Origin of the sequence: Methylocystis sp. Sn-Cys (assembly GCF_016745395.1) — a bacterium.
In the GTDB taxonomy this organism is placed as follows: Bacteria; Pseudomonadota; Alphaproteobacteria; order Rhizobiales; family Beijerinckiaceae; genus Methylocystis; species Methylocystis iwaonis.
Genome location: NZ_JAERVJ010000002.1, coordinates 21,813 through 42,302, shown reverse-complemented (window position 1 = coordinate 42,302; position 20,490 = coordinate 21,813). Strand labels below are relative to the sequence as shown.

The 20,490-nt window shown below is 63.0% G+C and carries 22 protein-coding genes; 12 read left to right on the top strand and 10 right to left on the bottom strand.

What is annotated here, in order from left to right; translation table 11 throughout:
• Nucleotides 1-6: 6 nt before the first annotated feature.
• From JJT62_RS04890 to JJT62_RS19495, 5 genes are all read left to right on the top strand, one after another.
• Nucleotides 7-417 carry a hypothetical protein gene (locus JJT62_RS04890; RefSeq protein WP_202071588.1) on the top strand — a complete coding sequence of 137 codons (411 nt, stop codon included), beginning with the start codon at nt 7-9 and terminating at the stop codon, nt 415-417.
• A 64-nt stretch (nt 418-481) separates the two neighbouring features.
• Complete coding sequence (locus JJT62_RS04885) at nt 482-2,878, top strand: TonB-dependent receptor (RefSeq protein WP_202071587.1); 2,397 nt, start codon at nt 482-484, stop codon at nt 2,876-2,878.
• A 432-nt stretch (nt 2,879-3,310) separates the two neighbouring features.
• Complete coding sequence (locus JJT62_RS04880) at nt 3,311-3,805, top strand: TlpA disulfide reductase family protein (RefSeq protein ID WP_246744728.1); 495 nt, start codon at nt 3,311-3,313, stop codon at nt 3,803-3,805.
• An 84-nt stretch (nt 3,806-3,889) separates the two neighbouring features.
• The gene (locus tag JJT62_RS04875; RefSeq protein WP_202071585.1) at nt 3,890-4,831 is read left to right on the top strand and encodes an alpha/beta fold hydrolase; all 942 of its coding nucleotides are present in this window, start codon (nt 3,890-3,892) and stop codon (nt 4,829-4,831) included.
• A 153-nt stretch (nt 4,832-4,984) separates the two neighbouring features.
• Complete coding sequence (locus JJT62_RS19495) at nt 4,985-5,680, top strand: GAF domain-containing protein (protein WP_370568498.1); 696 nt, start codon at nt 4,985-4,987, stop codon at nt 5,678-5,680.
• Here the strand turns inward: JJT62_RS19495 and hisN are convergent.
• Nucleotides 5,580-6,383, bottom strand: a complete 804-nt coding sequence (hisN, locus tag JJT62_RS04865; RefSeq protein WP_202071583.1) for a histidinol-phosphatase — start codon at nt 6,381-6,383, stop codon at nt 5,580-5,582. The two genes, JJT62_RS19495 and hisN, sit on opposite strands and share 101 nt — an antisense overlap.
• A 27-nt stretch (nt 6,384-6,410) precedes the next feature.
• On the bottom strand, nt 6,411-7,370 hold the full coding sequence (locus tag JJT62_RS04860; RefSeq protein ID WP_202071582.1) for an N-formylglutamate amidohydrolase: 960 nt from the start codon (nt 7,368-7,370) through the stop codon (nt 6,411-6,413).
• Nucleotides 7,371-7,540: 170 nt separating this feature from the next.
• Between JJT62_RS04860 and cpdR the strand changes: the two genes are divergently transcribed.
• Nucleotides 7,541-7,915 (top strand): cell cycle two-component system response regulator CpdR, encoded by a 375-nt coding sequence (gene cpdR, locus JJT62_RS04855; RefSeq protein WP_202071581.1) that lies wholly within the window; start codon nt 7,541-7,543, stop codon nt 7,913-7,915.
• A gap of 19 nt (nt 7,916-7,934) precedes the next feature.
• On the opposite strand, the gene JJT62_RS04850 is transcribed toward cpdR, so the two are convergent.
• Nucleotides 7,935-8,981, bottom strand: coding sequence for a hypothetical protein (locus JJT62_RS04850; RefSeq protein ID WP_202071580.1), 1,047 nt, complete (start codon nt 8,979-8,981; stop codon nt 7,935-7,937).
• A 190-nt stretch (nt 8,982-9,171) separates the two neighbouring features.
• Here JJT62_RS04850 and JJT62_RS04845 point away from each other — a divergent pair, with 190 nt between their 5' ends.
• Complete coding sequence (locus tag JJT62_RS04845) at nt 9,172-10,242, top strand: hypothetical protein (RefSeq protein ID WP_202071579.1); 1,071 nt, start codon at nt 9,172-9,174, stop codon at nt 10,240-10,242.
• Between the two features lie 149 nt (nt 10,243-10,391).
• Nucleotides 10,392-10,622, top strand: coding sequence for a 50S ribosomal protein L31 (gene rpmE, locus JJT62_RS04840; RefSeq protein WP_202071578.1), 231 nt, complete (start codon nt 10,392-10,394; stop codon nt 10,620-10,622).
• A gap of 306 nt (nt 10,623-10,928) precedes the next feature.
• Here rpmE and JJT62_RS04835 read toward each other — a convergent pair whose 3' ends face one another.
• Together JJT62_RS04835 and JJT62_RS04830 are read right to left on the bottom strand one after the other, a co-directional pair.
• Nucleotides 10,929-11,465, bottom strand: a complete 537-nt coding sequence (locus tag JJT62_RS04835; protein WP_202071577.1) for a DUF1465 family protein — start codon at nt 11,463-11,465, stop codon at nt 10,929-10,931.
• A 332-nt stretch (nt 11,466-11,797) separates the two neighbouring features.
• Nucleotides 11,798-12,058, bottom strand: a complete 261-nt coding sequence (locus tag JJT62_RS04830) for a hypothetical protein (RefSeq protein WP_202071576.1) — start codon at nt 12,056-12,058, stop codon at nt 11,798-11,800.
• Nucleotides 12,059-12,224: 166 nt separating this feature from the next.
• Here JJT62_RS04830 and JJT62_RS04825 point away from each other — a divergent pair, with 166 nt between their 5' ends.
• Together JJT62_RS04825 and JJT62_RS04820 are read left to right on the top strand one after the other, a co-directional pair.
• The gene (locus JJT62_RS04825) at nt 12,225-13,016 is read left to right on the top strand and encodes an inositol monophosphatase family protein (RefSeq protein ID WP_202071575.1); all 792 of its coding nucleotides are present in this window, start codon (nt 12,225-12,227) and stop codon (nt 13,014-13,016) included.
• Complete coding sequence (locus tag JJT62_RS04820; RefSeq protein ID WP_330084753.1) at nt 13,013-13,513, top strand: GNAT family N-acetyltransferase; 501 nt, start codon at nt 13,013-13,015, stop codon at nt 13,511-13,513. The genes JJT62_RS04825 and JJT62_RS04820 overlap by 4 nt, the downstream gene beginning before the upstream one ends.
• Before the next feature lie 17 nt (nt 13,514-13,530).
• Here the strand turns inward: JJT62_RS04820 and pyk are convergent, their stop codons facing one another.
• Both pyk and JJT62_RS04810 read right to left on the bottom strand, forming a co-directional pair.
• A complete protein-coding gene (pyk, locus tag JJT62_RS04815; protein WP_202071574.1) occupies nt 13,531-14,982 on the bottom strand; it encodes a pyruvate kinase in 1,452 nt (483 codons plus the stop codon).
• A gap of 48 nt (nt 14,983-15,030) precedes the next feature.
• Nucleotides 15,031-15,456, bottom strand: a complete 426-nt coding sequence (locus JJT62_RS04810; protein WP_202071573.1) for a DUF1036 domain-containing protein — start codon at nt 15,454-15,456, stop codon at nt 15,031-15,033.
• Between the two features lie 348 nt (nt 15,457-15,804).
• Here JJT62_RS04810 and JJT62_RS04805 point away from each other — a divergent pair, with 348 nt between their 5' ends.
• On the top strand, nt 15,805-16,248 hold the full coding sequence (locus JJT62_RS04805) for a PA2169 family four-helix-bundle protein (RefSeq protein ID WP_202071572.1): 444 nt from the start codon (nt 15,805-15,807) through the stop codon (nt 16,246-16,248).
• A gap of 3 nt (nt 16,249-16,251) precedes the next feature.
• On the opposite strand, the gene hemB is transcribed toward JJT62_RS04805, so the two are convergent.
• On the bottom strand, nt 16,252-17,268 hold the full coding sequence (gene hemB / locus JJT62_RS04800) for a porphobilinogen synthase (RefSeq protein WP_202071571.1): 1,017 nt from the start codon (nt 17,266-17,268) through the stop codon (nt 16,252-16,254).
• Between the two features lie 104 nt (nt 17,269-17,372).
• On the opposite strand from hemB, the gene JJT62_RS04795 reads away from it, so the two are divergent.
• On the top strand, nt 17,373-17,843 hold the full coding sequence (locus JJT62_RS04795; RefSeq protein ID WP_202071570.1) for a hypothetical protein: 471 nt from the start codon (nt 17,373-17,375) through the stop codon (nt 17,841-17,843).
• A 135-nt stretch (nt 17,844-17,978) separates the two neighbouring features.
• Here the strand turns inward: JJT62_RS04795 and JJT62_RS04790 are convergent, their stop codons facing one another.
• Together JJT62_RS04790 and gatB are read right to left on the bottom strand one after the other, a co-directional pair.
• Nucleotides 17,979-18,323 (bottom strand): hypothetical protein, encoded by a 345-nt coding sequence (locus JJT62_RS04790; RefSeq protein ID WP_202071569.1) that lies wholly within the window; start codon nt 18,321-18,323, stop codon nt 17,979-17,981.
• A gap of 633 nt (nt 18,324-18,956) precedes the next feature.
• Entirely contained in the window at nt 18,957-20,426 is a 1,470-nt protein-coding gene (gene gatB, locus JJT62_RS04785) for an Asp-tRNA(Asn)/Glu-tRNA(Gln) amidotransferase subunit GatB (RefSeq protein ID WP_202072014.1), read from the bottom strand.
• Nucleotides 20,427-20,490 lie beyond the last annotated feature (64 nt).

Genomic DNA, 20,490 nt, shown 5'->3' with positions numbered 1-20,490 from the left:
CGCGACATGCGGATTCGAGGCCACATTTCCCGCGCGAATAGGAGCGGCGTCGTCATTGCCGGCTGGGCGCGTCACGCGCTCGCGCTGGCGATGACGCTGTTCCTTGTCGTGCAGGCTGGCTCCCCGCAGTGGATGCGCGGCGGCTCCGGGCACGGCTCGGCAATGGCCGCTGCGGAGTGCCAGCGTCCCGGCGTCGCGCTGGGCGCGGGCGCGCCGCATCTGCCGGGGACAAGCGCTGACCATGATTGCAGCGCGTGTCTGGCCTGCGTCTTTTCAGCGATCGACGCGCGCCCGTCCGTTCAAGTCGCGCCCGCCATTACGAGCCGGCTCGTCTTCTTCTTGCCCAGCGGCGTTGCGACGCCTCACGCCCGCCGGCGCGCCGCCCATCCCGCGCGCGCGCCGCCGCTTTTCTCCTGACGGAACCAGCCAACGCGAATCCAGTCTAACCGCCGTCGTTCGGCGGATCAGGAGAAGTTTGTCCATGTCACGTCTAGTCTTGACGCGCGGCGCATCCGCCGGCGCGATCGCTCTCGCCTTGTTCGGCTACGCCCAAGCGCAAACGCCCCTACCCGCAATTACCGTGGGAGCGGCCACCCGCGGCGCCGCTGCCGCCGCGCCGCGGCCCAACACGATTGTCGCCCAGCCCGACAAGCTGCAGGACGCGACCGTGATCGGACCGCGCGAGATCGCCAATGAGCTGCCGGCCGCCGCCGACACAGTGCAGCTCCTCCAAAATGCGCCAGGCGTGAATTGGTACGAAGCGGGCGGCGTCTCCCGATTGCCGGTCATTCACGGCATGGCCGACGATCGGCTGAAGATCCTCGTTGGCGGCGTCGAGGCGACCTCGGCCTGCGCCAACCATATGAATCCGCCGCTCTCTTATATCGATCCGAATAACGTCCAGAATATTGAAGTGCACTCCGGCGTCATGCCGGTGAGCAAGGGCGGGGATTCGATCGGCGGCTCCATTCTCGTGACGCCGCGGCAGCCCGCCTTCGCGCCAAGCCCCGCCGCCGCCCCGGCGGTCGTGGAACCCACGGGCCCGTTCCTGCTCGGCTCGCCTTATCCGCCGTTTTTGCCGTTCCGCGGCCAGGGCCTGCGCTTCGGCGCCCAGAACGAAATCCTCGCCACGGGCGCGATCTCGGCCTTCTTCCGCACCAACAACAACGGCATCACCGTCTCGGGCACGGCGAATGTCGCCAACGAGCATTGGAGCGTGCTCTACAACGGCGCCTGGTCGCGCGCGACGGATTATCATCAGGGCGGCGATGGCAGGAAGGTGCTGTCGACCAACTTCATCTCCGAGCAGCATTCGGTCACGGCGGCCTATCAGAACAACGGGCACCTGTTCTCGTTGCGCGGCGCCATCGAGAACATTCCCTATCAGGGCTTCCCCAATCAGCGCATGGATATGACCGGCAACCGCGCCTATACCGCGGACGCCAAATATCAGGGCGCCTATGATTGGGGCACGGTCGACGCGCGCGCCTTCTATCACTATGTCGCGCATACGATGGGCTTCCTGCAGGACAAGCAGCCGTCGAACATGCCGATGAACACGATCGGCAAGGATTTCGGCTATTCGATCAAGACGGAAATCCCCTTCACGCAGCTTTCCGGCCGCGACCTTCTGCGGCTTGGCAGCGAATATCACGGCTTCCGGCTGAACGATTGGTGGGAGCCCATCTACCGCTCGATGATGATGGGCCCCCTCACCTTCTGGAACATCAACAACGGCGATCGCAACCGCGTCGGTCATTTCGCCGAATGGGAAGCCAATTGGACGCCGCAATGGTCCACCCTGCTGGGCGTGCGAAACGACGTCGTGTGGATGGATACGGGCAATGTCTCGCCCTACGATCCGCGCGCGCGCATTCCGATGGGCATGATGATGGGCATGCCCATGTATATGAATAACCCGGACGCCATCACGGCCGGCATTTTCAACAGCCGCAACCGTTCGCGCACCGACGTGAACTTCGACATGGTGGCGAAGGCCCGTTACCAGCGCGACGAAACGAGCGCCTATGAGGTGGGCTATTCGCGCAAGACGCGCTCGCCGAGCCTCTATGAGCGTTACGCCTGGCCGGTGACGATGGGGACCACCATGAACAATTGGTTCGGCGACCTCAACGGCTACACCGGCAATATGGACCTCAAGCCCGAGGTCGCCCATACGTTCGGCGTCACCGCCGAATGGAAGGACCCGAGAGGTAATTGGGAAGCGCGCGCCAATCCCTATTACACCTATATTGAAAACTTCATCACGGCCGAGCGCTACGGCAACACGACCGGCCCTGCGGGACTGGTCTTCCCGGTCCTGCAGTTCCGCAATCACAAGGCCCAGATTTATGGTTTCGACATCTCGGGCCGCGTGAAATTGTGGGAGACGCCGGAATATGGGCAGTTCTTCGCGTCCGGAAATATCAACTACGTCTTCGGGCGCGATTTCGACATGCCCGATTACACGGCGTGCGGCCTCTCAGGCTTCAATTGCTATATGCTTGCGAAGAATGCGCGCAAGGGCGACGGCCTCTACCACATCATGCCGCTCAATGCGCGCGGCGCCATCGAACATCGCCTCGGCGGCTGGTCAAATGTGGTGGAGCTGCAACTTGTCGACAGCAAAACGCATGTCTCCGTTGCGCGCAACGAGCTGAAGACCGGCGGCTACGCTCTGCTCAATCTGCGCACGGCCTATGAGTGGGGCAATGTGCGCTTCGACCTCGGGTTGGAGAATGTCTTCGACCAGAAATATTTTTCGCCGCTCGGCGGAAGCTATTTCACCTTGGCCAAGGTCACGAACAACCCGGCCAATTACGGTCCCGTGCCGGGCATGGGCCGCAATTTCGTGGCCGGGATGACGATGAAGTTCTGAGGACGGGGGCGGCGCGAAAGCGTCGCCCCGATTTTTTGGCGCTGTCGCGCCGCATATCGAGAGACGAAATCCTTACATCTCTCCGGTTTGACGCAGATGCAGAAGCCCCTCATTCTGTGGCTGCTGCGACGCAAAAGCGTTGCTCAGTTCGTTGACAAACCTCCGAGGCGGCCTCGTCCTTCGAGACGCGAGCGTCGCTCGCTCCTCAGGATGAGGCCTAAGTGTTTGGCGAAGTTGCAGAAGCTCCTCATGCTGAGGAGCCTGCGCAGCAGGCGTCTCGAAGCATGAGGGGCGTCACCGCCACTTTGTCGGCAATCTGAGCGGCGCGAAAGCGTCGCCCTTTCGTTACGGAAGCGGCCAATGATATTCCGGATTGCGTTCCTTCTTATTTTTGCCTGCGCCGCCACTTTTGCCCGCGCGGAGCTCCTTGGCATGCAGGTCGAACGCTCGGTGACAGAGGCGGAGATGAAAGCCTCCTTGCGGGAGGTCGCGCTCGTCGACGAAAAAGGCGCCCCGCTCGATCTGCGCGCGCTCATGGCGAATGGCAAACCGACGCTTGTTTCCCTTTGGGCCTATTGGTGTCCCAATTGCCTCGGGGAGGTCTCCGGCTACAAGGCAATTGCCAAAGCCTGTCCGCAACGCTGGAACATCGTCGTCGTTTCGGCGATCGCAAAGGACTTCCCCAAGGACCTCGCGAAGTTCAAGAGCTACGGCCTGCCCTGGCAAATCTACCGCGTCGGCGATTTAAGCAAAACCGACCTCGCCAAGGCGAAGGCCGCGCGCGCCTTCTATGGCGAGACCAAGGCGGGCGGCGTGGCGACGCCCCTGCATTATTTCCTCGACGCCTCCGGCGCCGTCTCCGCCATTGTGACAGGCAAGATGAACTTTGCGGAGCCTGACCGGCTCGCGGCGCTCTGCTCGATGTGACAGCTTTCCGCCTGTTCCGGCGCCGCGCGAAAATGCACTATGGTCGCGCGGTTGGATTCGGGCCGCCATCGCCACGGAGGACACATGCTCGAGCTGGTCGCGACGTCAGATAATCCCATTCCCGACGGCGCCATCGTTCAGCAGTTGAAGGCCTATGATGGCAGACGCCTGCGCGCCGCGATCTTCCCCTGCCCGACGACGGCGCGCGGCACGGTCGCCGTTTTCCAGGGACACAACGAGTTCATCGAGAAATATTTCGAGACGATAGAGAATCTGCGCAAGCGGGGCTTCGATGTCGTCGCGCTCGATTGGCGTGGACAGGCGGGCTCGGAACGCGAACTCGCCGATCCCCGCAAAGGCCATGTCGACGATTTCTCGCAGTATCAGCGCGACCTCGACGTCTTTGTCGCGCAAGTGCTGAGCCCCCGGCCGCAGCCCTGGTTCGCGCTCGCCCATTCGATGGGCGGCGCGATCATGCTCGATCTGGCGCATTCCTCCCGCCCGCCTTTCGAGCGCATGGCGCTCATCGCGCCAATGGTCGACCTCGCCAATCTGCCTTTCCCGCGCGGCGCGCGATGGCTCGCCGATACGCTCGATATGCTCGGCCTCGGCGGCCAGTTCATCCCTTTCGGCGGCGGGCGCAACTATCTCGAATTAGCCTTCGAGGGAAACAAGCTCACGACCGATCCAGTCCGCTTCGCCCGCAATGCGCGCATTATCGCGGCGGCGCCGCAGCTCGTCATCGGCGATCCGACGATCGGCTGGGTCAACGCCGCCTTCCGCCTGATGAAGCGTTTCGAGGCGCCGGAATTCGCGCGCGCCATTCGCACGCCGACGCTGATTTTCGAAGCTGGGCGAGAGAAGATCGTGTCGAACGCCGCCATGGAGCGTTTCACGCAAAATCTCGACACGGGCGCGCTGCTCACCATCGCAGGCGCCAAGCACGAGATTTTGATGGAGCGCGATGAGTTGCGCGGGCAGTTTTGGCGGGCGTTCGATGCGTTTATTCCGGGCTCCGGGGGCTGACGATCGACGCCCCGAAGCTTTGGCTACGCGCCGATACTTCGACGAGATTCTTGCCGCTCTTTAAGCTACTGGACCCAGAGAAATCCCGATATTACAGTGCGATAATATGCCGCGGGAGCGAGGCGCGGAAAGCGACGCAAAGCAGTGGCCCGCATGCGACGACAAGATGACTGCGAAATTTCGACGCTGAAGCGCCTTAGCGACATCAGCACAAGGCTTTGGCGAGCCCGAGACTGCCAGCAGGGGCTGCAGGAAATGCTCGCCGCCACAATCGAAATGCTCGCCGCGGACATGGGCAATGTTCAAATCCTGCAGCCTGAACGCGGCATTTTGACCATCGCCGTCCAGCAAGGGTTCGATCCAGAATTTCTGGACTTCTTCGCCGAAGTTTCCGCGGACGATGACTCCGCCTGTGGCCGGGCTTTGCGCACGCGCGAGCGCGTTGTCGTGGCGGACGTCGAGACCGAACCGGCATTCGCGCCTTATCGCGACATTGCCCGCGCCGCCGGATTCCGCGCGGTTCAGTCGACTCCCCTCCTCTCGCACGACGGGACTCCCCTCGGAATCATCTCCACACATTTCCGCTGGCCCCGCTGCCTGAGCGAGCAAGAACATTATTGTCTCGACCTTTACGCCAGGCTAGCCGTGAACTTCATCGAGCGCTTCCACTACGAAGAGCGACTGCGGCAACGCGCCGATGAGCTCAGCGCGATACTGGACGCCTTGTATCAAAAAAACTGGGGCGCAGTTACCCTGCCAACAACCTCATCGCCGCCTCATGCAGCGCCTTGTCTCCTGCAGCGACAATCGCGCCGCCCTGCGCCGGATCCCCGCCGTCCCATGTCGTGACGACGCCCCCCGCCCCTTCGACGATAGGGATCAGCGCGACAATGTCATAAGTGTTGAGGCCCGCTTCAATCACGAGATCGACATGGCCGGCGGCGAGCGCGCAATAGGCGTAGCAATCGCCGCCATAGCGCGAGAGGCGCACTTGCGATTCCACGCGGTGGAATTTATCGCGCAGCGCCGGCTCGATGAGCAGCGGCGAGGTTGTCATCAGCGTCGCCTGGGCGAGCGTCGCGCAAGGGCGCACGACAAGCTTGCGCCGCTCCTCCGCGGCCTTGCCATGGCGTGATGGCCCGCGCCAGAAGGCGGCCTCGCCGTCGCCGTGGAAACGCTCGCGCGTGAAGGGCTGATGCATCAGGCCATAGCAGGGGCGCCCGCGATGTGAGAGGCCGATGAGCGTGCCCCATGTCGGAAAGCCGGAGATGAAGCTTTTCGTGCCGTCGATCGGATCGAGCACCCAGACATATTCGGCGTCCTGATTCCTCGAGCCGAATTCTTCGCCGATGATTCCGTGGCTCGGAAAGGTCCGCTCGATCAGCCGCCGCATCGCGATCTCGGCGGCGCGATCCGCCTCCGTCACCGGATCGAATGCCCCGCCATGCGCCTTATCGTCCGCGGCGATCGCCGTGCGGAAGAACGGCATGACGGCCTCGCCTGAAACATCGGCGAGCTCTTCCACGAATTTTTCGAAATCGACGACTGTCATAGATGCTCCAGCGACGAGAGGCCGCGTTTATTCTGCGGCCATCCTGCGCGGGCCGCCAAAGGATTCGCCCAGCTCGACATCTTGAGCAAGCCCGGCGACGACCTCTGCGAGATCGGCGGCGACCGCCGCAAAGCGGTCGCTCTTTTCCAGAGTCGCTTCATTCATGTAAAGCCCGCGCGAGACTTCGATCTGCAGCGCGTGCCAGCCCGCGCGCGGGCGGCCGAAATGCTCGGTGATGAAACCGCCGGCATAGGGTCGGTTCCGCTGGACATTATAGCCCCGCGCGCAAAGCCGCGCCTCGACGCCGTCGACGACGCTCGGCGCGACGCTCGCGCCATAGCGATCGCCAATGACGAAATCGACGCGTTTCTTTTCCCCGCCAGGCAGCGGAGACGCGCCGCGCGCGCCAGACGAGGGCATGGAGTGGCAATCGACGACGATCGCGACGCCAAAGCGGCGGGCGGCGCGCTCCACGAGCGCGCGCAGCTCTGCATGATAGGGTTTATAGAGCGCCTCGATCCGCTGCAGGCCCTCATCAAGCGAAATGCGGCCAGCGTAGATTTCCCGAGCGTCGGCCGCCACCCGCGGAACGGTGCCGAGCCCCGCCGCGACCCTGAGCGAGCGCGTGTTGGCGAATTGCGGCAAAGGCCCCTCGAACAGCTTCGGGTCGAGTTCATAGGGCTCGCGGTTGAGATCGAGATAGGCGCGCGGGAACAGTGCGCGCAGCATCGGCGCGCCGACCGACCGCGCCGACTCGAATAATTCGTCGACATAGGCGTCTTCGGAACGGCGCAGGGAAAGGGCGTCGAGTTTTGCGGCGTCGAGGAAGCGCTGAGGATAGACCCGCCCGGAATGAGGAGACGAAAAAACGAGCGGCGAGAGAAGTTCGTCCGGCTCGATCACCTGGAAAGGCGGCGACAGCTCGGGTTCGAGAGGCGACGCTTCGCTCGCCCCCTCTTCCCCTTGTCCTAATTTTCGGCCATCCATCGAATCGTCCCGGCCCGCTCCGACCCGCGGCACGCTCCATGCTTTGGCGCGCCGCAAGCTTCGATAGGTTCTATAGTCTAGCCTTCTAAGTTACCCTCACGCGGCCGGGTTTTCACCCGATATTTACAGGCTGGGGTTCATATGGAAAAAACCCCCTCGAGAGGACTGAGATGAACGACAGCCCGACGGCGAAGATCCTGCTTGCCGAAGACGACAACGACATGCGTCGCTTCCTGGTGAAGGCGCTACAGCAGGCGGGTTTTTCGGTGACCTCCTTCGATAATGGGCTCTCCGCCTATGACCAGCTCCGGGTCGAGCCCTTCGAGCTGCTGCTGACCGACATCGTCATGCCCGAAATGGACGGGATCGAGCTCGCCCGCCGCGCCACCGAGCTCGACCCCGACATCAAGGTCATGTTCATCACGGGCTTCGCCGCCGTCGCGCTGAACCCAGACAACCAAGCGCCCAGGCAGGCGAAAATTCTCTCCAAGCCCTTCCATCTGCGCGACCTCGTGAGCGAGGTTCAGCGCATGCTCGCCGCCTGACGCGCGGCATCCTCGGCCGTCATCCCGGCAAGAGCGCTTCATAGACCCGGCGCGCCAAAGATGGCGGCCGGTAGACCATGATTCCAGCGATCTCCAACGTCTGCTCCTCGAAAGGAACATGCGCGGGCCCCTCCATCAGGGTGAGATCGTCAGGAAGCCCCATCAACGCCGATTCCGATGCCGGCATGTCGAAAACGACGCTTTTGCCTGCTGGCAGCGCTTGCGCGACGTAATGGAGGATAATCAGGTTCTCCACCGCCTCGCGCGCGAGCGATTGGGCGTTTTTGCGGATCGTTCGATCTCCAGCCCTAATCGCATAGCAACCGCTTTGTTCGGTCGAGCGCAAAAGAGCGGCGACGAGGCGGCCGCGAATGTTCCATTGGCATCCGCCGCCCCGGGCGATCTCAACGAATGCGCCCTCGAACACGGTCGCGCTGCGTTGCAGGCGGGAGACCGGCCCCGAAATCGACGCCTGCGTCGCGTCGGCGTAGCAAAAGCGCATGTTGAGCGCCGGTCCCCGCGGTGTCGGGATCGGCTTACGCAGACGCTCGGCGACCGCTTGTGCGACGCGACCGAAAGAAGCGGCGTCGAGATGCTTGTGGTCGACATATTGGCTCGCATCGATATGGCCGAGTATGTCGGAGAGAAAGAGGCAGGCTGCGCCCCGCTTTTCCGCCGCAGCTCTGTAGATATTGTCGAGGAACAACGAGCCTTCGGCCTCGCCCTGCCCTTCGTGAGGCCGCAGACAAAGGCAAAGAAACAAGACCGCGATCCGTTCGCGCGCGCAGAAGGTCAGAACATCGCTCAACGTATCGGCGATGATCCGGGGATCGAGGCTCTCGCCCGCCAGCCAAACAGTGTCGTTCAGCGTATATTCGAAAATGATCGCGTCGGGCCTCGGATCGCCGTCCCGCGCCATTTTGAGCAGGCGCAGGAGCCCGAAAAGCGAGCCGACCGCCCCGAGGAACTTGTTGTCGAACACATGCTCGGGCGCAATCTTCGCCAACTCGGCCGCCCAACCGTGCTTCGGACTGGAATTGGAGCCGCCGAGAATCATGATTCGCAAGGTCTAGCCTCCGTGCGCTGGCCATGTCCGACGCACTCTTTATGGTGAAGCGACGAGGCCCGCCAGACTTGAGTCAGAAGGCCTTCTCGGATAGAGGACATCGAAACCAGGGATTGGCCGGGAATCGTCGCGATCTTCTCCCGGATGCCGCCGACAACGCTTCCTGATAGCCAGCCAGAACGCCCCAAATATGCATTTTATTATTGACGCCGACACCGGTGATCAGATCGTAGGTTGGCTCGCGCCGGATAATCCGTCGGAGATACCGAAATTCATTATTTCGATCCCCGGACGCGATGACATCGAGATCTCGGCAAATCTGCTCAGAGCCGACATCCGCGACTTCGGCCTCCATTCGACGGGTCAATGCGGCTTCTCCATCGGCCCGGATATCGTGCCCGACCTCGCGCATCTGCCCGAGGTCGAGATCATCGAAGGCGACAACCATCTGCCGATCTACCGGCGATTTCAGCCGGACCACGTCGAGCGCAAAATATTCCTGTTCGACTGCACGCTTATTCCCCAGCGCCGCATCCTGCAGGAAATCAACAATCGATTCAGCCTCAGCTACTTCAACTCCGAGCGCAACGGTCTCGAAACGACTATCGCGCTCATCGCCAACCCTTTCTGCAAGTCCATTTTCATCTCGGGGCGCTCGCTGCTTCTACGCTACAACGACCTCCTGAAAGAAAAGGGCTATCTGCGGATGGCCCTGCTGCGCGAGCCGCATGAGGAGCTGGCGGAGCGGCTTTATTTTCTGAACTTCCTCGTCAAGGAGGGAAGCGCCGACTCCTCCTTCGCCGGCTATACGACCGGCGTGAAGTCCCTTCTCGAATTCGCCGCCAACCTGCCCTTCAACGATCAGAAGGCCCTGACCAGCGCGTTTCGTGGCACGACCGAGCAACAACGCCGCGAGCTGATGAGCCCGATGACGAAAGTCTTTGGCTGCGACGTCGATGAAATGCCCAAGAACGCCAATGTTTCCCGAGCGCTCGACGCCCTGGCGGACTTCGACGTCGTCGGCACGCGCGAGCGCTTCCCGCTTTTCAAGGATCTCGTGACAGCCGCCGCCGGGGCGAATATTTTCGGGGACGAAGAGCCCGTCTTTTTCCAGAGCGTGAAGACTTTGGCCGAATCTCTCGCAAAGATCGGCATCGTGAACGACCTTCTCGCGGACGATCTCGCGCTCTTTAAATATGTCGACGAAGCGATTGGCGAGAGCCTGAGCGACCCGGACATGCTCATGCAAGGCGGGAGCTAGGTTGAGCCGCCGCTTTTTTGCCCGGAAACCTTGCCGACGGCCATGCATTGCGCTATGAGCGCACCAAATCGTCAGCTTCGACCGGCCGCCCCGCGCCGACAGGCGTCTCGGGGTCGTGACCGTTTCAAATCGCAGGAAGGACGCGTTCGATGAAAAACGAAATCCACCCCGACTATCACACCATCAAGGTGGTGATGACCGACGGCAGCGAATATCTGACGCGCTCGACCTGGGGCAAGGAAGGGGACACGATGAACCTCGACATCGATCCCAAGACCCATCCGGCCTGGACCGGCGGCTCGGCCCAGCTCCTCGACCGCGGCGGCCGTCTCTCCCGCTTCAACTCGCGCTTCGGCGGCCTGAGCTTCGGCAAAAAGTAAGCTTCTGCCTGCGTCTCTTTAGACAGATCAAACGCCGGAGCGCCCTGCCGCTCCGGCGTTTTTCGTTTCAGCGCCGGAAATAGGAAACGGCGGGACTTCCGTCCCGCCGCCGGAATTTCGACAAACCTACCGAGTCGGCCTCGTCCTTCGAGACACGAGCTTCGCTCGCGCCTCAGGATGAGGCCTAAGTGTTTGGCCTAGATGCAGAAGCCCCTCATGCTGAGGAGGCTGCGCAGCAGCCGTCTCGAAGCGCGAGGGGCGTCGACACCACGTCGATCTGGCGGCCAATATTGGAAGCCGGCTTCTCTATTGGGCGAAAGCGTCGCGCAGCTTGGCCAGTTGCTCCTGAACGGGGCTCGGCGCGGGCGTCGCATTGGCGGGCGCAGCCTCGGGGCCAGCGTAAATCAACTGATCGAGGTGGATGATCCGGGCCTGCAGGCGCAGCGAATGCAGGGCAAGGTCGCGCAGACGCTGCGGGAGGCGCTGAAAGACATCCGGCGCCGACGCCAGCTCCTGCTGGTGCAGCTTGACGCGATGCCGGTCGCTCGCCGCCTGACTGCGGGTGAGTTCGCCTTGGTTCACCGCGCGCTGCAAGAGGAGCCAGGAGGCGATCTGCATCAAACGGGTCGTCAGCCGCATGCTTTCGGCGGCATAGGCCAGCGCTTCTGTGCGCGGCAGCTCTTTCGCTTCGTCGCGGCCCGCGCCGTCGAGATAGGCCGCCGCCTCTTCCACGAGACCCATGCCTTCTCTGAACATCATGCCGAAAGCTTCGGAGCCCGCGAGCTTTTCGACGAAGGATACGGGCTGATTCTGCTCACCCCGACTGTCACTTACACGACCCATGATACGCTCACGCCCATGCCGGTCTTCGAGCCCCGGCGAAATTCGATATATGGGACCTTAGCTCAATTGACAGAGACGCGCTTGCTTAAGCGTTTTTTAACCTTAACAGTGACGCTTATTCCCCGACGATAAAAAGAGCTCCGGCGCTACGCCGGATTCACCATAGGCAAAGCTCGTTCGACGTGAGAGGCGCCTTCGATAAATCAATCACTTGCAATGAGTAACGCCCATTCTCTCCACAACAATTGATAGACTTTTGCGGAGAGAAAGCGCTCCAGCTTTTATAAATCCGCACGTCCTCATCGCTCGCATGATTGCGAACGGAGAACGCGCTAGCGCATGAAAAACGCGGTGGCGTCGAGCTTTTCGTGCTGCGCCTTTTCGGCGCGCGGGAGCTGCAAAGCGCCAAAGCAGAGGGCGAGAAGAACGACCGTTCGGAGAAATTGGCCGGCGTCGATACGCGTATATTTCGGCGTTGCTTTCGGCTGGCGAAAAGCCGGGGGCTGGCTACGGAGCGCGGAACGATAGAGCGCAATCATGGCCTGAGGCCGATCGTGACGCGCCATTCCGAAATCGACGTCCATGTTCGCCATCGGCGATGCTCCGTTCAAACGCGATTATGTAAAGAATTTGACCAAAATGCTTAACACACGGTTAAGACCCTGCCAGCCCCCATGCTAATCCCTCGCAAATGCTTGACGTATGGACCAGCGAAAGGCATGTCGTGGCTCCCCCCTGCGCGCCCCGAGGCTTCTTCCGATGATTCGCTCCGCTTTGATGAATGTGATGACCGCCGCCGCCATCAAGGCCGGCCGCGGCCTGAAGCGAGATTTCGGCGAAGTCGAAAATCTCCAAGTGTCGGTGAAGGGACCGGGGGACTTCGTTTCCGCCGCCGACAAGCGCGCGGAGAAGACCCTTTTCGAGGAGCTGTCCAAGGCTCGCCCGGGCTATGGCTTTATCATGGAGGAAGGCGGGACGGTCGAAGGCTCGGACAAGAGCCACACCTGGCATATCGATCCGCTCGACGGCACCTCGAACTTCCTGCACGGCGTCCCCGTCTTCGCCGTCTCGGTGGCGCTGGAGCGCGACGGGCAGCTCGTCGCCGGGCTGGTCTATAATCCCGCGACGGACGAGATGTTTGTCGCCGAAAAGGGCCAGGGCGCCTATTTCAACAATCGGCGCATGCGCGTCGCCGCGCGCCGGTCTTTGGCGGAGTCGATGGTCGCCTGCGGAATCCCGCCCCTCGCCCGTGCGCGCGACCATGAATCCTTCAAGAAGGAGCTTGCGGCCGGCATGGCCAAGATCGGCAATATCCGCCGCATGGGCGCCGCCGCCATGGATCTCGCCAATGTCGCCTGCGGCCGTTTCGACGGCTATTGGGAGCGCGGCATCAATTCCTGGGATGTCGCGGCGGGCATTGTGCTCGTGCGCGAGGCTGGCGGCTTCGTGAGCGACCTCTCGGGCGGGTCCGACATGCTGACCAAGGGCGAAATCTGCGTCGGCAACGAGGCGATCCACCGCCAGCTTCTCGACGTGATGAGGAAGGCGTGAGCGCCTGCCCGGGTCCGGACGCGGCGGCCTGCGCGCCGCCCGCGCCGCGCCTGCGCCGTCGCGAGGACGCCGATCTGGCTGAGATGCTCGATCTTTGGGTCGCCTCTTGGCGCGCGGCCTATCCGGAGATCGATTTCGACGCCCGCCGGGATTGGCTGACGCAGCAGATCGCGGCGCTGGAGGCGAAGGGCGCCGCCACCCTCTGCATATTCGACGGGAGCGGGGAGCGGCTTGCGGGATTTGTCGTGATCGACCCCGAAACCGGCTGGCTCGACCAGATTTGCGTCGGTCCGGCCTATCAGGGCGACGGCTATGCGGACGCGTTGATGGCGGCCGCCCGCGCGCTGTCGCAGGGCGTCATACGTCTCGACGTCAATGCGGACAATATGCGCGCGATCCGTTTCTACGAGCGCCGCGGCTTCGCCGAGATCGGCCGCGGCGCCAACACGCTCTCGGGCCGCAAGACGATCATGATGGAGTGGCGGGCCGCGGAATAGGCGGCCCTTCCTTCCGATCAGGGAGCGTCCTCGTCGGGGATCGCCGCCTCTTCGCCCAGATGCGCGATGCGGATCATGTTCGTCGCGCCAGGAGAGCCGAAAGGCATGCCGGCGACGATGATGACGCGGTCGCCGTCCTCGCCGAAACCCTCGCCCTTGGAATATTCGCAGGCGCGCTTCACCATATCCTCGATGTCCGTGGCGTCGCGCGTCTCGAGCGCGTGAACGCCCCAGACCAGCGCCAGCCGCCGCGCGGTGTCGCGCTTCGGCGTCAGGGCCAGGATCGGCGACTGCGGGCGTTCGCGGGCGATGCGCAGGGCTGTCGTGCCCGACGACGTCCAGGCGCATATCGCCTTCGAGTGCAGCGTCTGCGCGACGTCGCGCGCCGCCACCGCAATGGCGTCGGCATAGGTCGGATTGGCCAGCTCGCCGCGCTGAGCGTTGATGATCGAGCGGAACACCGCATCCGTCTCGACCTCCTCCGCGATGCGGCTCATGGTCGCGACGGCGTCCTGCGGATATTGGCCAGCGGCGCTCTCCGCCGAAAGCATCACGGCGTCGGCGCCCTCGAAGACCGCCGTCGCGACGTCCGAGACCTCGGCGCGCGTCGGCAGCGGCGACAGGATCATCGACTCCAGCATCTGAGTCGCGATGACGACCGGCTTGCCGAGCCGGCGCGCCGAACGATTGATGCGCTTTTGCAGGCCGGGCACGCGCTCGAGCGGCACCTCGACGCCAAGATCGCCGCGCGCCACCATCAGCGCGTCGGAGACCTCGATCACCTCGTCGAGGCGGTGGATCGCCTGCGGCTTCTCGATCTTGGCCATCACCAGGGCGCGTCCCTTGGTGATCCGCTTCACCTCGACCACGTCCTCGGCCCGCTGGACGAAGGAGATGGCGACCCAATCGATGCCCTGCTCCAGCGCCGCGTCGAGATCGGCGCGGTCCTTGGTGGTCATCGAGGTGATCGGGATTTCGGTATCGGGCAGGCTCACGCCCTTGCGGTTGGAGAGCCGGCCCGCAACGTCGACAACGGCGTGGGCGCGGTCCGGCGCGGCCTCGACCACATGCATCCGCACGCGGCCGTCGTCGATCAGCACGGTGTCGCCCACTTTGAGCGCCGCGAGGATTTCTGGATGCGGCAGACGCACGCGCGTGACGTCGCCGGGGGTGGGGTCGGAGTCGAGGATGAAAACGTCGCCCTTGCGCAGATGGACGGAGCCCTCCTCGAAGGCGCCGATGCGCAGCTTCGGGCCCTGGAGATCGACCAGAATGCCGATCGCCTGCGACATCTCCGCCTCGATCTCGCGGATGACGCGGACGTAATTGGCGAGAGCCGCATGGTCGGTGTGGCTCATATTGATGCGGAATACGTCGGCGCCCGCGCGCACGAGACCGGCGATGACCGCCTTGTCGACCGTCGCCGGTCCGAGCGTCGCGATGATCTTGGTCCGCCTGAGCCTTCTCATTTTCGTTCCTGAATCCTTTTGTCGTGTCCGCTATAGCGCGGCTCTATGTCATTGGGCGGACGGCGCGGCGTTTGGATCGGTGAGCTGCACCGTCCAGCTTTTGGCGTCTCGTCCGGTGTCGATCTCGAAGAAACCCGTCCGCTCGAAACCTCGTGCGAAGCAATCCTCGCGTCCGTCGATTCGGAATTCGCGGTCGCGGGTGCACATGAAGGCCTTGCCCTTCCACTCGCCGCCGCGCTCGTCCATCGCATAGACATAGTAAAATTGCGCGGCGAGCGGCCCGCGCAGCAGCGTCTCGCAGATGGTGGGCCTCAGGTTCCACCAGCCTTCCGAAAGCCAGTTTTTCCCGTCCGTATAGGCAATTGCGACGCTCACCCTGACATTCGTGTTGTTGCACAGGCGAAAATCGGCGCGCGCCGGCGCCGTCTGGGCCAGGCCCATTGCAACAACGGGGAGCAGCAGGCGTCTCATCATGGTCGGGGCTGAACCGGAGAGGTTGGCGCATGGCGGCGATCAAGCGCCGTCTTTGGCGAACAGGCAAACCACGCGCGGCAGGCTTTGGCAACCCCGTTCGGCGTCGAAACGCCCGGACGACCAGACGGGACCGCTCTGGTTTCCCGACGGCGCCCCGTTCGCGCCCTGCCCTGGCCTGCGCGCGGCTCCCGAGACGCTGATCGGCTTCGCCAGAGGAGTGGCGCGCGCGAATGCAGAGATTGGCGCGAGACGATCGAGGCTCTCGGCGCGCGGCGCGCTGATCGCCGGAACAAAGCCTCTCGCCTCTTGTTTCCGTCGCACGCGAGACCCAACGGCAGGAGGCGCGCGATGGAAAACAAAGAAGTCATTCAGACGCTCAACAATCTCGTCGAGATCAGCCGCGACGGCGAGAAAGGCTTTCTCACCGCGGCCGAGCAAGCGCGCGACCCTCAGCTCAAAACTGTCTTCCAGAGCGCGGCCCAACGCTGCGCGACCGGCGCGCGCGAGCTCGAGTCGGAGATCGCGCAGCTCGGCGGCACGCCGGCGCAGTCGAGCTCCATCACGGGCGCGCTGCATCGACTCTGGACCAATCTCAAATCCTTCGTCACCGCGCGGAGTGACAAAGCCATACTGGAAGAGGTCGAGCGCGGCGAAGACGTCGCCAAATCTGCGTATGAGATCGCCGTCGCCAAGCCGCTTCCGCCGCGCGTGCACGCGATCATCGATCGGCAATATCGCGGCGTGCGGGAGAACCACGACCGCGTGCGCGATCTGCGCGATCGCGCCGCCTGATCCTCATTTCGCGTCCCGCAAAAGCTCTGCCGCGCGCGGCGCGAAATAGGTGAGCACGCCAGCCGCGCCCGCGCGCTTGAAAGCGAGCAGGCTCTCCATCATCGCGCGCTCCTCGTCGAGCCAGCCGTTTTGCCCGGCGGCCATGATCATCGCATATTCGCCGGAGACCTGATACGCGAAGGTCGGCGTGTGAAAGGTCTCCGCGATGCGATGCACGATGTCGAGATAAGGCATGCCTGGCTTTACCATCACCATATCGGCGCCCTGCTCCAGGTCGAGCGCCACCTCGCGCAACGCTTCGTCGGTATTGGCCGGGTCCATCTGATAGGCGCGCTTGTCGCCGCGCAGCGTCTTGTTGGTGCCGATCGCGTCGCGGAACGGTCCGTAGAACGCCGAGGCATATTTCGCGGCGTAGCTCATGATCTGCACATTCTGAAAGCCTTCGGCGTCGAGCGCCGAGCGGATGGCGCCGACGCGCCCGTCCATCATGTCGGAAGGCGCGATGATGTCCGCCCCGGCGCGCGCTTGCGTCACGGCTTGCGCCGCGAGCACGGCGACGGTCTCGTCGTTGAGGATTTCGTCGCCCGAGAGAAGCCCGTCGTGGCCATGACTCGTATAAGGATCGAGCGCGACGTCGGTGATGACGCCGATGTCGGGCGCCGTTTCCTTGATGGCGCGACAGGCCCGGCAAACAAGATTATTCGGATCGAGCGCGACGCTCGCCTTCTCGTCGCGCAGCTTCGGATCGGTGTTGGGAAAAAGCGCCACCGCCGGCACGCCGAGCGCGGCGGCCTCTGCGACGGCCTGCGCGGCAAGATCGATCGACTGCCGAAAAACGCCGGGCATGGAAGAAACGGGTTCTCGCCGGCCCTCGCCTTCGATCACGAAAATCGGCCAGATGAGATCGGAGGCGTCGAGCGTGGTCTCGCGCACGAGGCGGCGCGACCAATCGCTTTTGCGATTGCGCCGGGGTCGCTGAACCAGCGGCAGCCGCGTCGAAGAAATCTCCTTGTCCGTCATTCACGCCTCCTCTTGTCGCGGACGCCTTATCACGCGGGACGGCGCCATTCGACTCCGCTATAGACAGATATGGCGCGTGAGCCTTGCGCGCATTGGAACATGCAATGATCGCCGTGGAACGCCTCCGGCCAACGCTCTCCACCAGTCCCGCCGCCATTTTTCGTTGCGCCATTCTCGGCGCCAGCCTCCTTGCAGCCGCGCCGGCATTTGCGCAGCAGACGCAGCCCACGCAGCCTGCTGCGCCCCGTCAGCCGAAGAGTCAGGCGGCGAAGCCCAAGGCGCCTGCGACCGCCGTACAGAAGTCGCCGACGACGAAACCGGGAACAGCGAAACCGTCGACGCCCACGACGCCCCAAGGCGTCGTGAAGCAACCGCCGGCGGCGCCGCCAGCCGATGCGGGCGCCGTATTGGCGCCGCTGCCGCCGGTCGATACGTCGACGCCGCCGCCCATGCTGCCGCGCGCCGCGCGCGAACGCATGCGCATCTGCGCCGAGGAATGGGAAAAGCACAAGCGCGCGTCACGCGCCGCTCAGCCGCTGTGGCGCGATTTCGCGACAGAATGTCTGACGCGCTGAGCGCCGAAAGCTGGCCGCAAAAACAACTTCGCCCGGGCCGCGCGATAAAACGCGCGCCCGGGCGATTGCGATCTTGCGCAAAAAACGCATTCGTGACGCGCGACCCTCTTCCGATCGCGCATGACGAACACGCCTTTAGGCGGCGCCTTCGGTCGGCGTTTCCGGCGGAGCGATCTTCACCTTGCGGGGAGCGCGCTTCTTGGCGGCCGCCTTCTTGACCGTCGACTTCTTGACAGTCGATTTCTTGGTCGCGCGCTTTTTCGTCGCCACCTTCTTGGTCGCGGCGCGCTTCTTCGTCGCTACCTTGCGGACAGCCTTGCGAGCAGTCTTCTTCACGGCGGTCTTGCGGGCGCCCTTCTTCGCGGCCGTCTTCTTCGTCGCGCGTTTTTTGGTTGTCGCCTTCTTGGTGGCGGCCTTGCGCGCACCCTTCTTCGCCGCTGCCTTCTTGGCCGGCTTACGCTTCGTTGTAGCTCTCGCCATAATAAGTCCCCTTGATCCGAATTGCCGGAATTATGGTCGACCGACAATACGCGCAATTAGCGTAACGTGGTTAATTGCTGGTTCAAGTGGCGCCACCGGACAAGTAAGCGTTACAACGCCTTTCGCATCGCCGCATTGGATGATCGACAATGAAGATGAGCGCTTCCGATGTCTTATCGAAACGCAATCTGAATGCTTTCGCCGACGTCGGCGCATTCGAAATTCGCGCGCGTTTTCGCGCTTCACAGCACGCAGGCGACAAGCGATCCAACGGCGAACCAAGACGACAAAGCGAGACGCTAATGTATTTCAATTATTTGTTTTTCTTCGCAGTCGCTTGCGTCGAGATGCATTTTGTCAAGGCAGCGCGCAACGCTCGAGCGGCTCCTGAAATACATCGACGCAGCGGATCGCACGCGATCTGCGGCGAATGATTTGGAGCGCAGAACTCGGCGCGTTCGCCAACGGCTGAGTCGCGTTCTCAGATGCATTGTCGCTTGAACGACACAACGAAAAAAAATTGTGCGAAGGCGGCCCAACAGCAAAAAAATATCGGCTTCGGCAGTGCGCTAAATGAAAAATCGCGCAAGCCGAAGCCGATTGTGATTCGATTCAGATCGAAACGGGCGTCGCTCAGATGCCCAATTTCTGTTTCAGCAGATCGTTCACGGCTTGCGGATTCGCCTTGCCGCCGGTCTGTTTCATCACCTGTCCCACGAACCAGCCGAGCATGGTTGGCTTTGCCTTCGCCTGTTCGACCTTATCGGGGTTCGCGGCAATGACGGCGTCGATCGCGGCTTCGATGGCGCCCGTGTCGGTCACCTGCTTCATGCCGCGCGTCTCGACGATCTCGCTCGGATCGCCGCCTTCGGTCCAGACGATCTCGAAGAGGTCCTTGGCGATCTTGCCCGAGATGACATTGCTCGAAATCAAATCGACGATGGCGCCGAGCGCCTGCGCCGACACGGGCGAACGCGTGACGTCGAGGCCTTCCTTGTTGAGCCGGCCGAAGAGCTCGTTGATGACCCAATTGGCCGCGAGCTTGGCGTCGCGACCCTTTGCGGTCTCCTCGAAGAAGTCGGCGCTGGCCTTCTCCATCACCAGCACGCCGGCGTCGTAAGGCGGCAAGCCATACTGCTCGATAAAGCGCGCGCGCTTGGCGTCGGGCAGCTCGGGCAGCTCCGCCTTCAGCGCATCGACGAATGCCTGGTCGAATTCGAGCGGCAGCAGATCGGGGTCGGGGAAATAGCGGTAGTCATGCGCTTCTTCCTTGGAGCGCATGGAGCGCGTCTCGCCCTTGCCCGGATCGAAGAGACGCGTCTCCTGATCGATCTTGCCGCCATCTTCGAGAATGCCGATCTGGCGGCGCGCCTCGACCTCGATCGCCTGACCGATGAAGCGAATGGAGTTGACGTTCTTGATCTCGCAGCGCGTGCCGAGCGGATCGCCGGGACGGCGCACCGACACATTGACGTCGGCGCGCAGCGAGCCCTGCTCCATATTTCCGTCGCAAGAGCCGATGTAACGCAGCAGCGCGCGCAGCTTGGTCACATAAGCGCGCGCTTCTTCGGCCGAACGCAAATCGGGCTTCGACACGATCTCCATCAAGGCGACGCCGCTGCGGTTGAGATCGACGTGGCTTTCGCTGGGCGAGAGATCATGCAGCGACTTGCCGGCGTCCTGCTCGAGGTGCAGGCGCTCGATGCCGACGGTGATGCGCTCGGTCGGCGACACGTCGACAATGACCTGTCCCTCGCCCACGATCGGATGCTTGAACTGCGAGATCTGGTAGCCCTGCGGCAGATCTGGATAGAAATAATTCTTACGGTCGAAGACCGAGCGATGATTGATCTGCGCCTCGAGGCCGAGCCCGGTGCGGACCGCCTGCTTGACGCATTCCTCGTTGATGACGGGCAGCATGCCCGGCATGGCCGCGTCGACCAGGGAGACGTGGTCGTTGGGCGCGCCGCCATATTCCGCAGAGGCGCCCGAGAAGAGCTTGGCCTTGCTCGTCACCTGCGCATGGATTTCCATGCCGATGATCACTTCCCAGTCGCCGGTCGCGCCTTTAATGAGCTTCGAAGGAGCCGCCTGTGTCGCCATATTTTCCTCACTAGACCTTTGGCCTTTCATATAGACCACGGCGCGCGCGAGCGGAACGGGCGAG

Bases quoted from the DNA above. Each gene is read 5' to 3' on its own strand.
- hemB (WP_202071571.1), bottom strand. From the start codon at position 17,268: ATGACGGACAAGGAGATTTCTTCGACGCGGCTGCCGCTGGTTCAGCGA.
- JJT62_RS04860 (WP_202071582.1), bottom strand. From the start codon at position 7,370: ATGGATGGCCGAAAATTAGGACAAGGGGAAGAGGGGGCGAGCGAAGCG.
- hisN (WP_202071583.1), bottom strand. From the start codon at position 6,383: ATGACAGTCGTCGATTTCGAAAAATTCGTGGAAGAGCTCGCCGATGTT.
- JJT62_RS04875 (WP_202071585.1), top strand. From the start codon at position 3,890: ATGCTCGAGCTGGTCGCGACGTCAGATAATCCCATTCCCGACGGCGCC.
- JJT62_RS04805 (WP_202071572.1), top strand. From the start codon at position 15,805: ATGGAAAACAAAGAAGTCATTCAGACGCTCAACAATCTCGTCGAGATC.
- JJT62_RS04890 (WP_202071588.1), top strand. From the start codon at position 7: ATGCGGATTCGAGGCCACATTTCCCGCGCGAATAGGAGCGGCGTCGTC.
- JJT62_RS04790 (WP_202071569.1), bottom strand. From the start codon at position 18,323: ATGGCGAGAGCTACAACGAAGCGTAAGCCGGCCAAGAAGGCAGCGGCG.
- JJT62_RS04795 (WP_202071570.1), top strand. From the start codon at position 17,373: ATGATCGCCGTGGAACGCCTCCGGCCAACGCTCTCCACCAGTCCCGCC.
- JJT62_RS04835 (WP_202071577.1), bottom strand. From the start codon at position 11,465: ATGGGTCGTGTAAGTGACAGTCGGGGTGAGCAGAATCAGCCCGTATCC.
- JJT62_RS04845 (WP_202071579.1), top strand. From the start codon at position 9,172: ATGCATTTTATTATTGACGCCGACACCGGTGATCAGATCGTAGGTTGG.
- JJT62_RS04825 (WP_202071575.1), top strand. From the start codon at position 12,225: ATGATTCGCTCCGCTTTGATGAATGTGATGACCGCCGCCGCCATCAAG.
- pyk (WP_202071574.1), bottom strand. From the start codon at position 14,982: ATGAGAAGGCTCAGGCGGACCAAGATCATCGCGACGCTCGGACCGGCG.
- JJT62_RS04885 (WP_202071587.1), top strand. From the start codon at position 482: ATGTCACGTCTAGTCTTGACGCGCGGCGCATCCGCCGGCGCGATCGCT.
- JJT62_RS19495 (WP_370568498.1), top strand. From the start codon at position 4,985: ATGCGACGACAAGATGACTGCGAAATTTCGACGCTGAAGCGCCTTAGC.
- JJT62_RS04810 (WP_202071573.1), bottom strand. From the start codon at position 15,456: ATGATGAGACGCCTGCTGCTCCCCGTTGTTGCAATGGGCCTGGCCCAG.
- cpdR (WP_202071581.1), top strand. From the start codon at position 7,541: ATGAACGACAGCCCGACGGCGAAGATCCTGCTTGCCGAAGACGACAAC.
- gatB (WP_202072014.1), bottom strand. From the start codon at position 20,426: ATGGCGACACAGGCGGCTCCTTCGAAGCTCATTAAAGGCGCGACCGGC.
- JJT62_RS04830 (WP_202071576.1), bottom strand. From the start codon at position 12,058: ATGGCGAACATGGACGTCGATTTCGGAATGGCGCGTCACGATCGGCCT.
- JJT62_RS04880 (WP_246744728.1), top strand. From the start codon at position 3,311: ATGCAGGTCGAACGCTCGGTGACAGAGGCGGAGATGAAAGCCTCCTTG.
- rpmE (WP_202071578.1), top strand. From the start codon at position 10,392: ATGAAAAACGAAATCCACCCCGACTATCACACCATCAAGGTGGTGATG.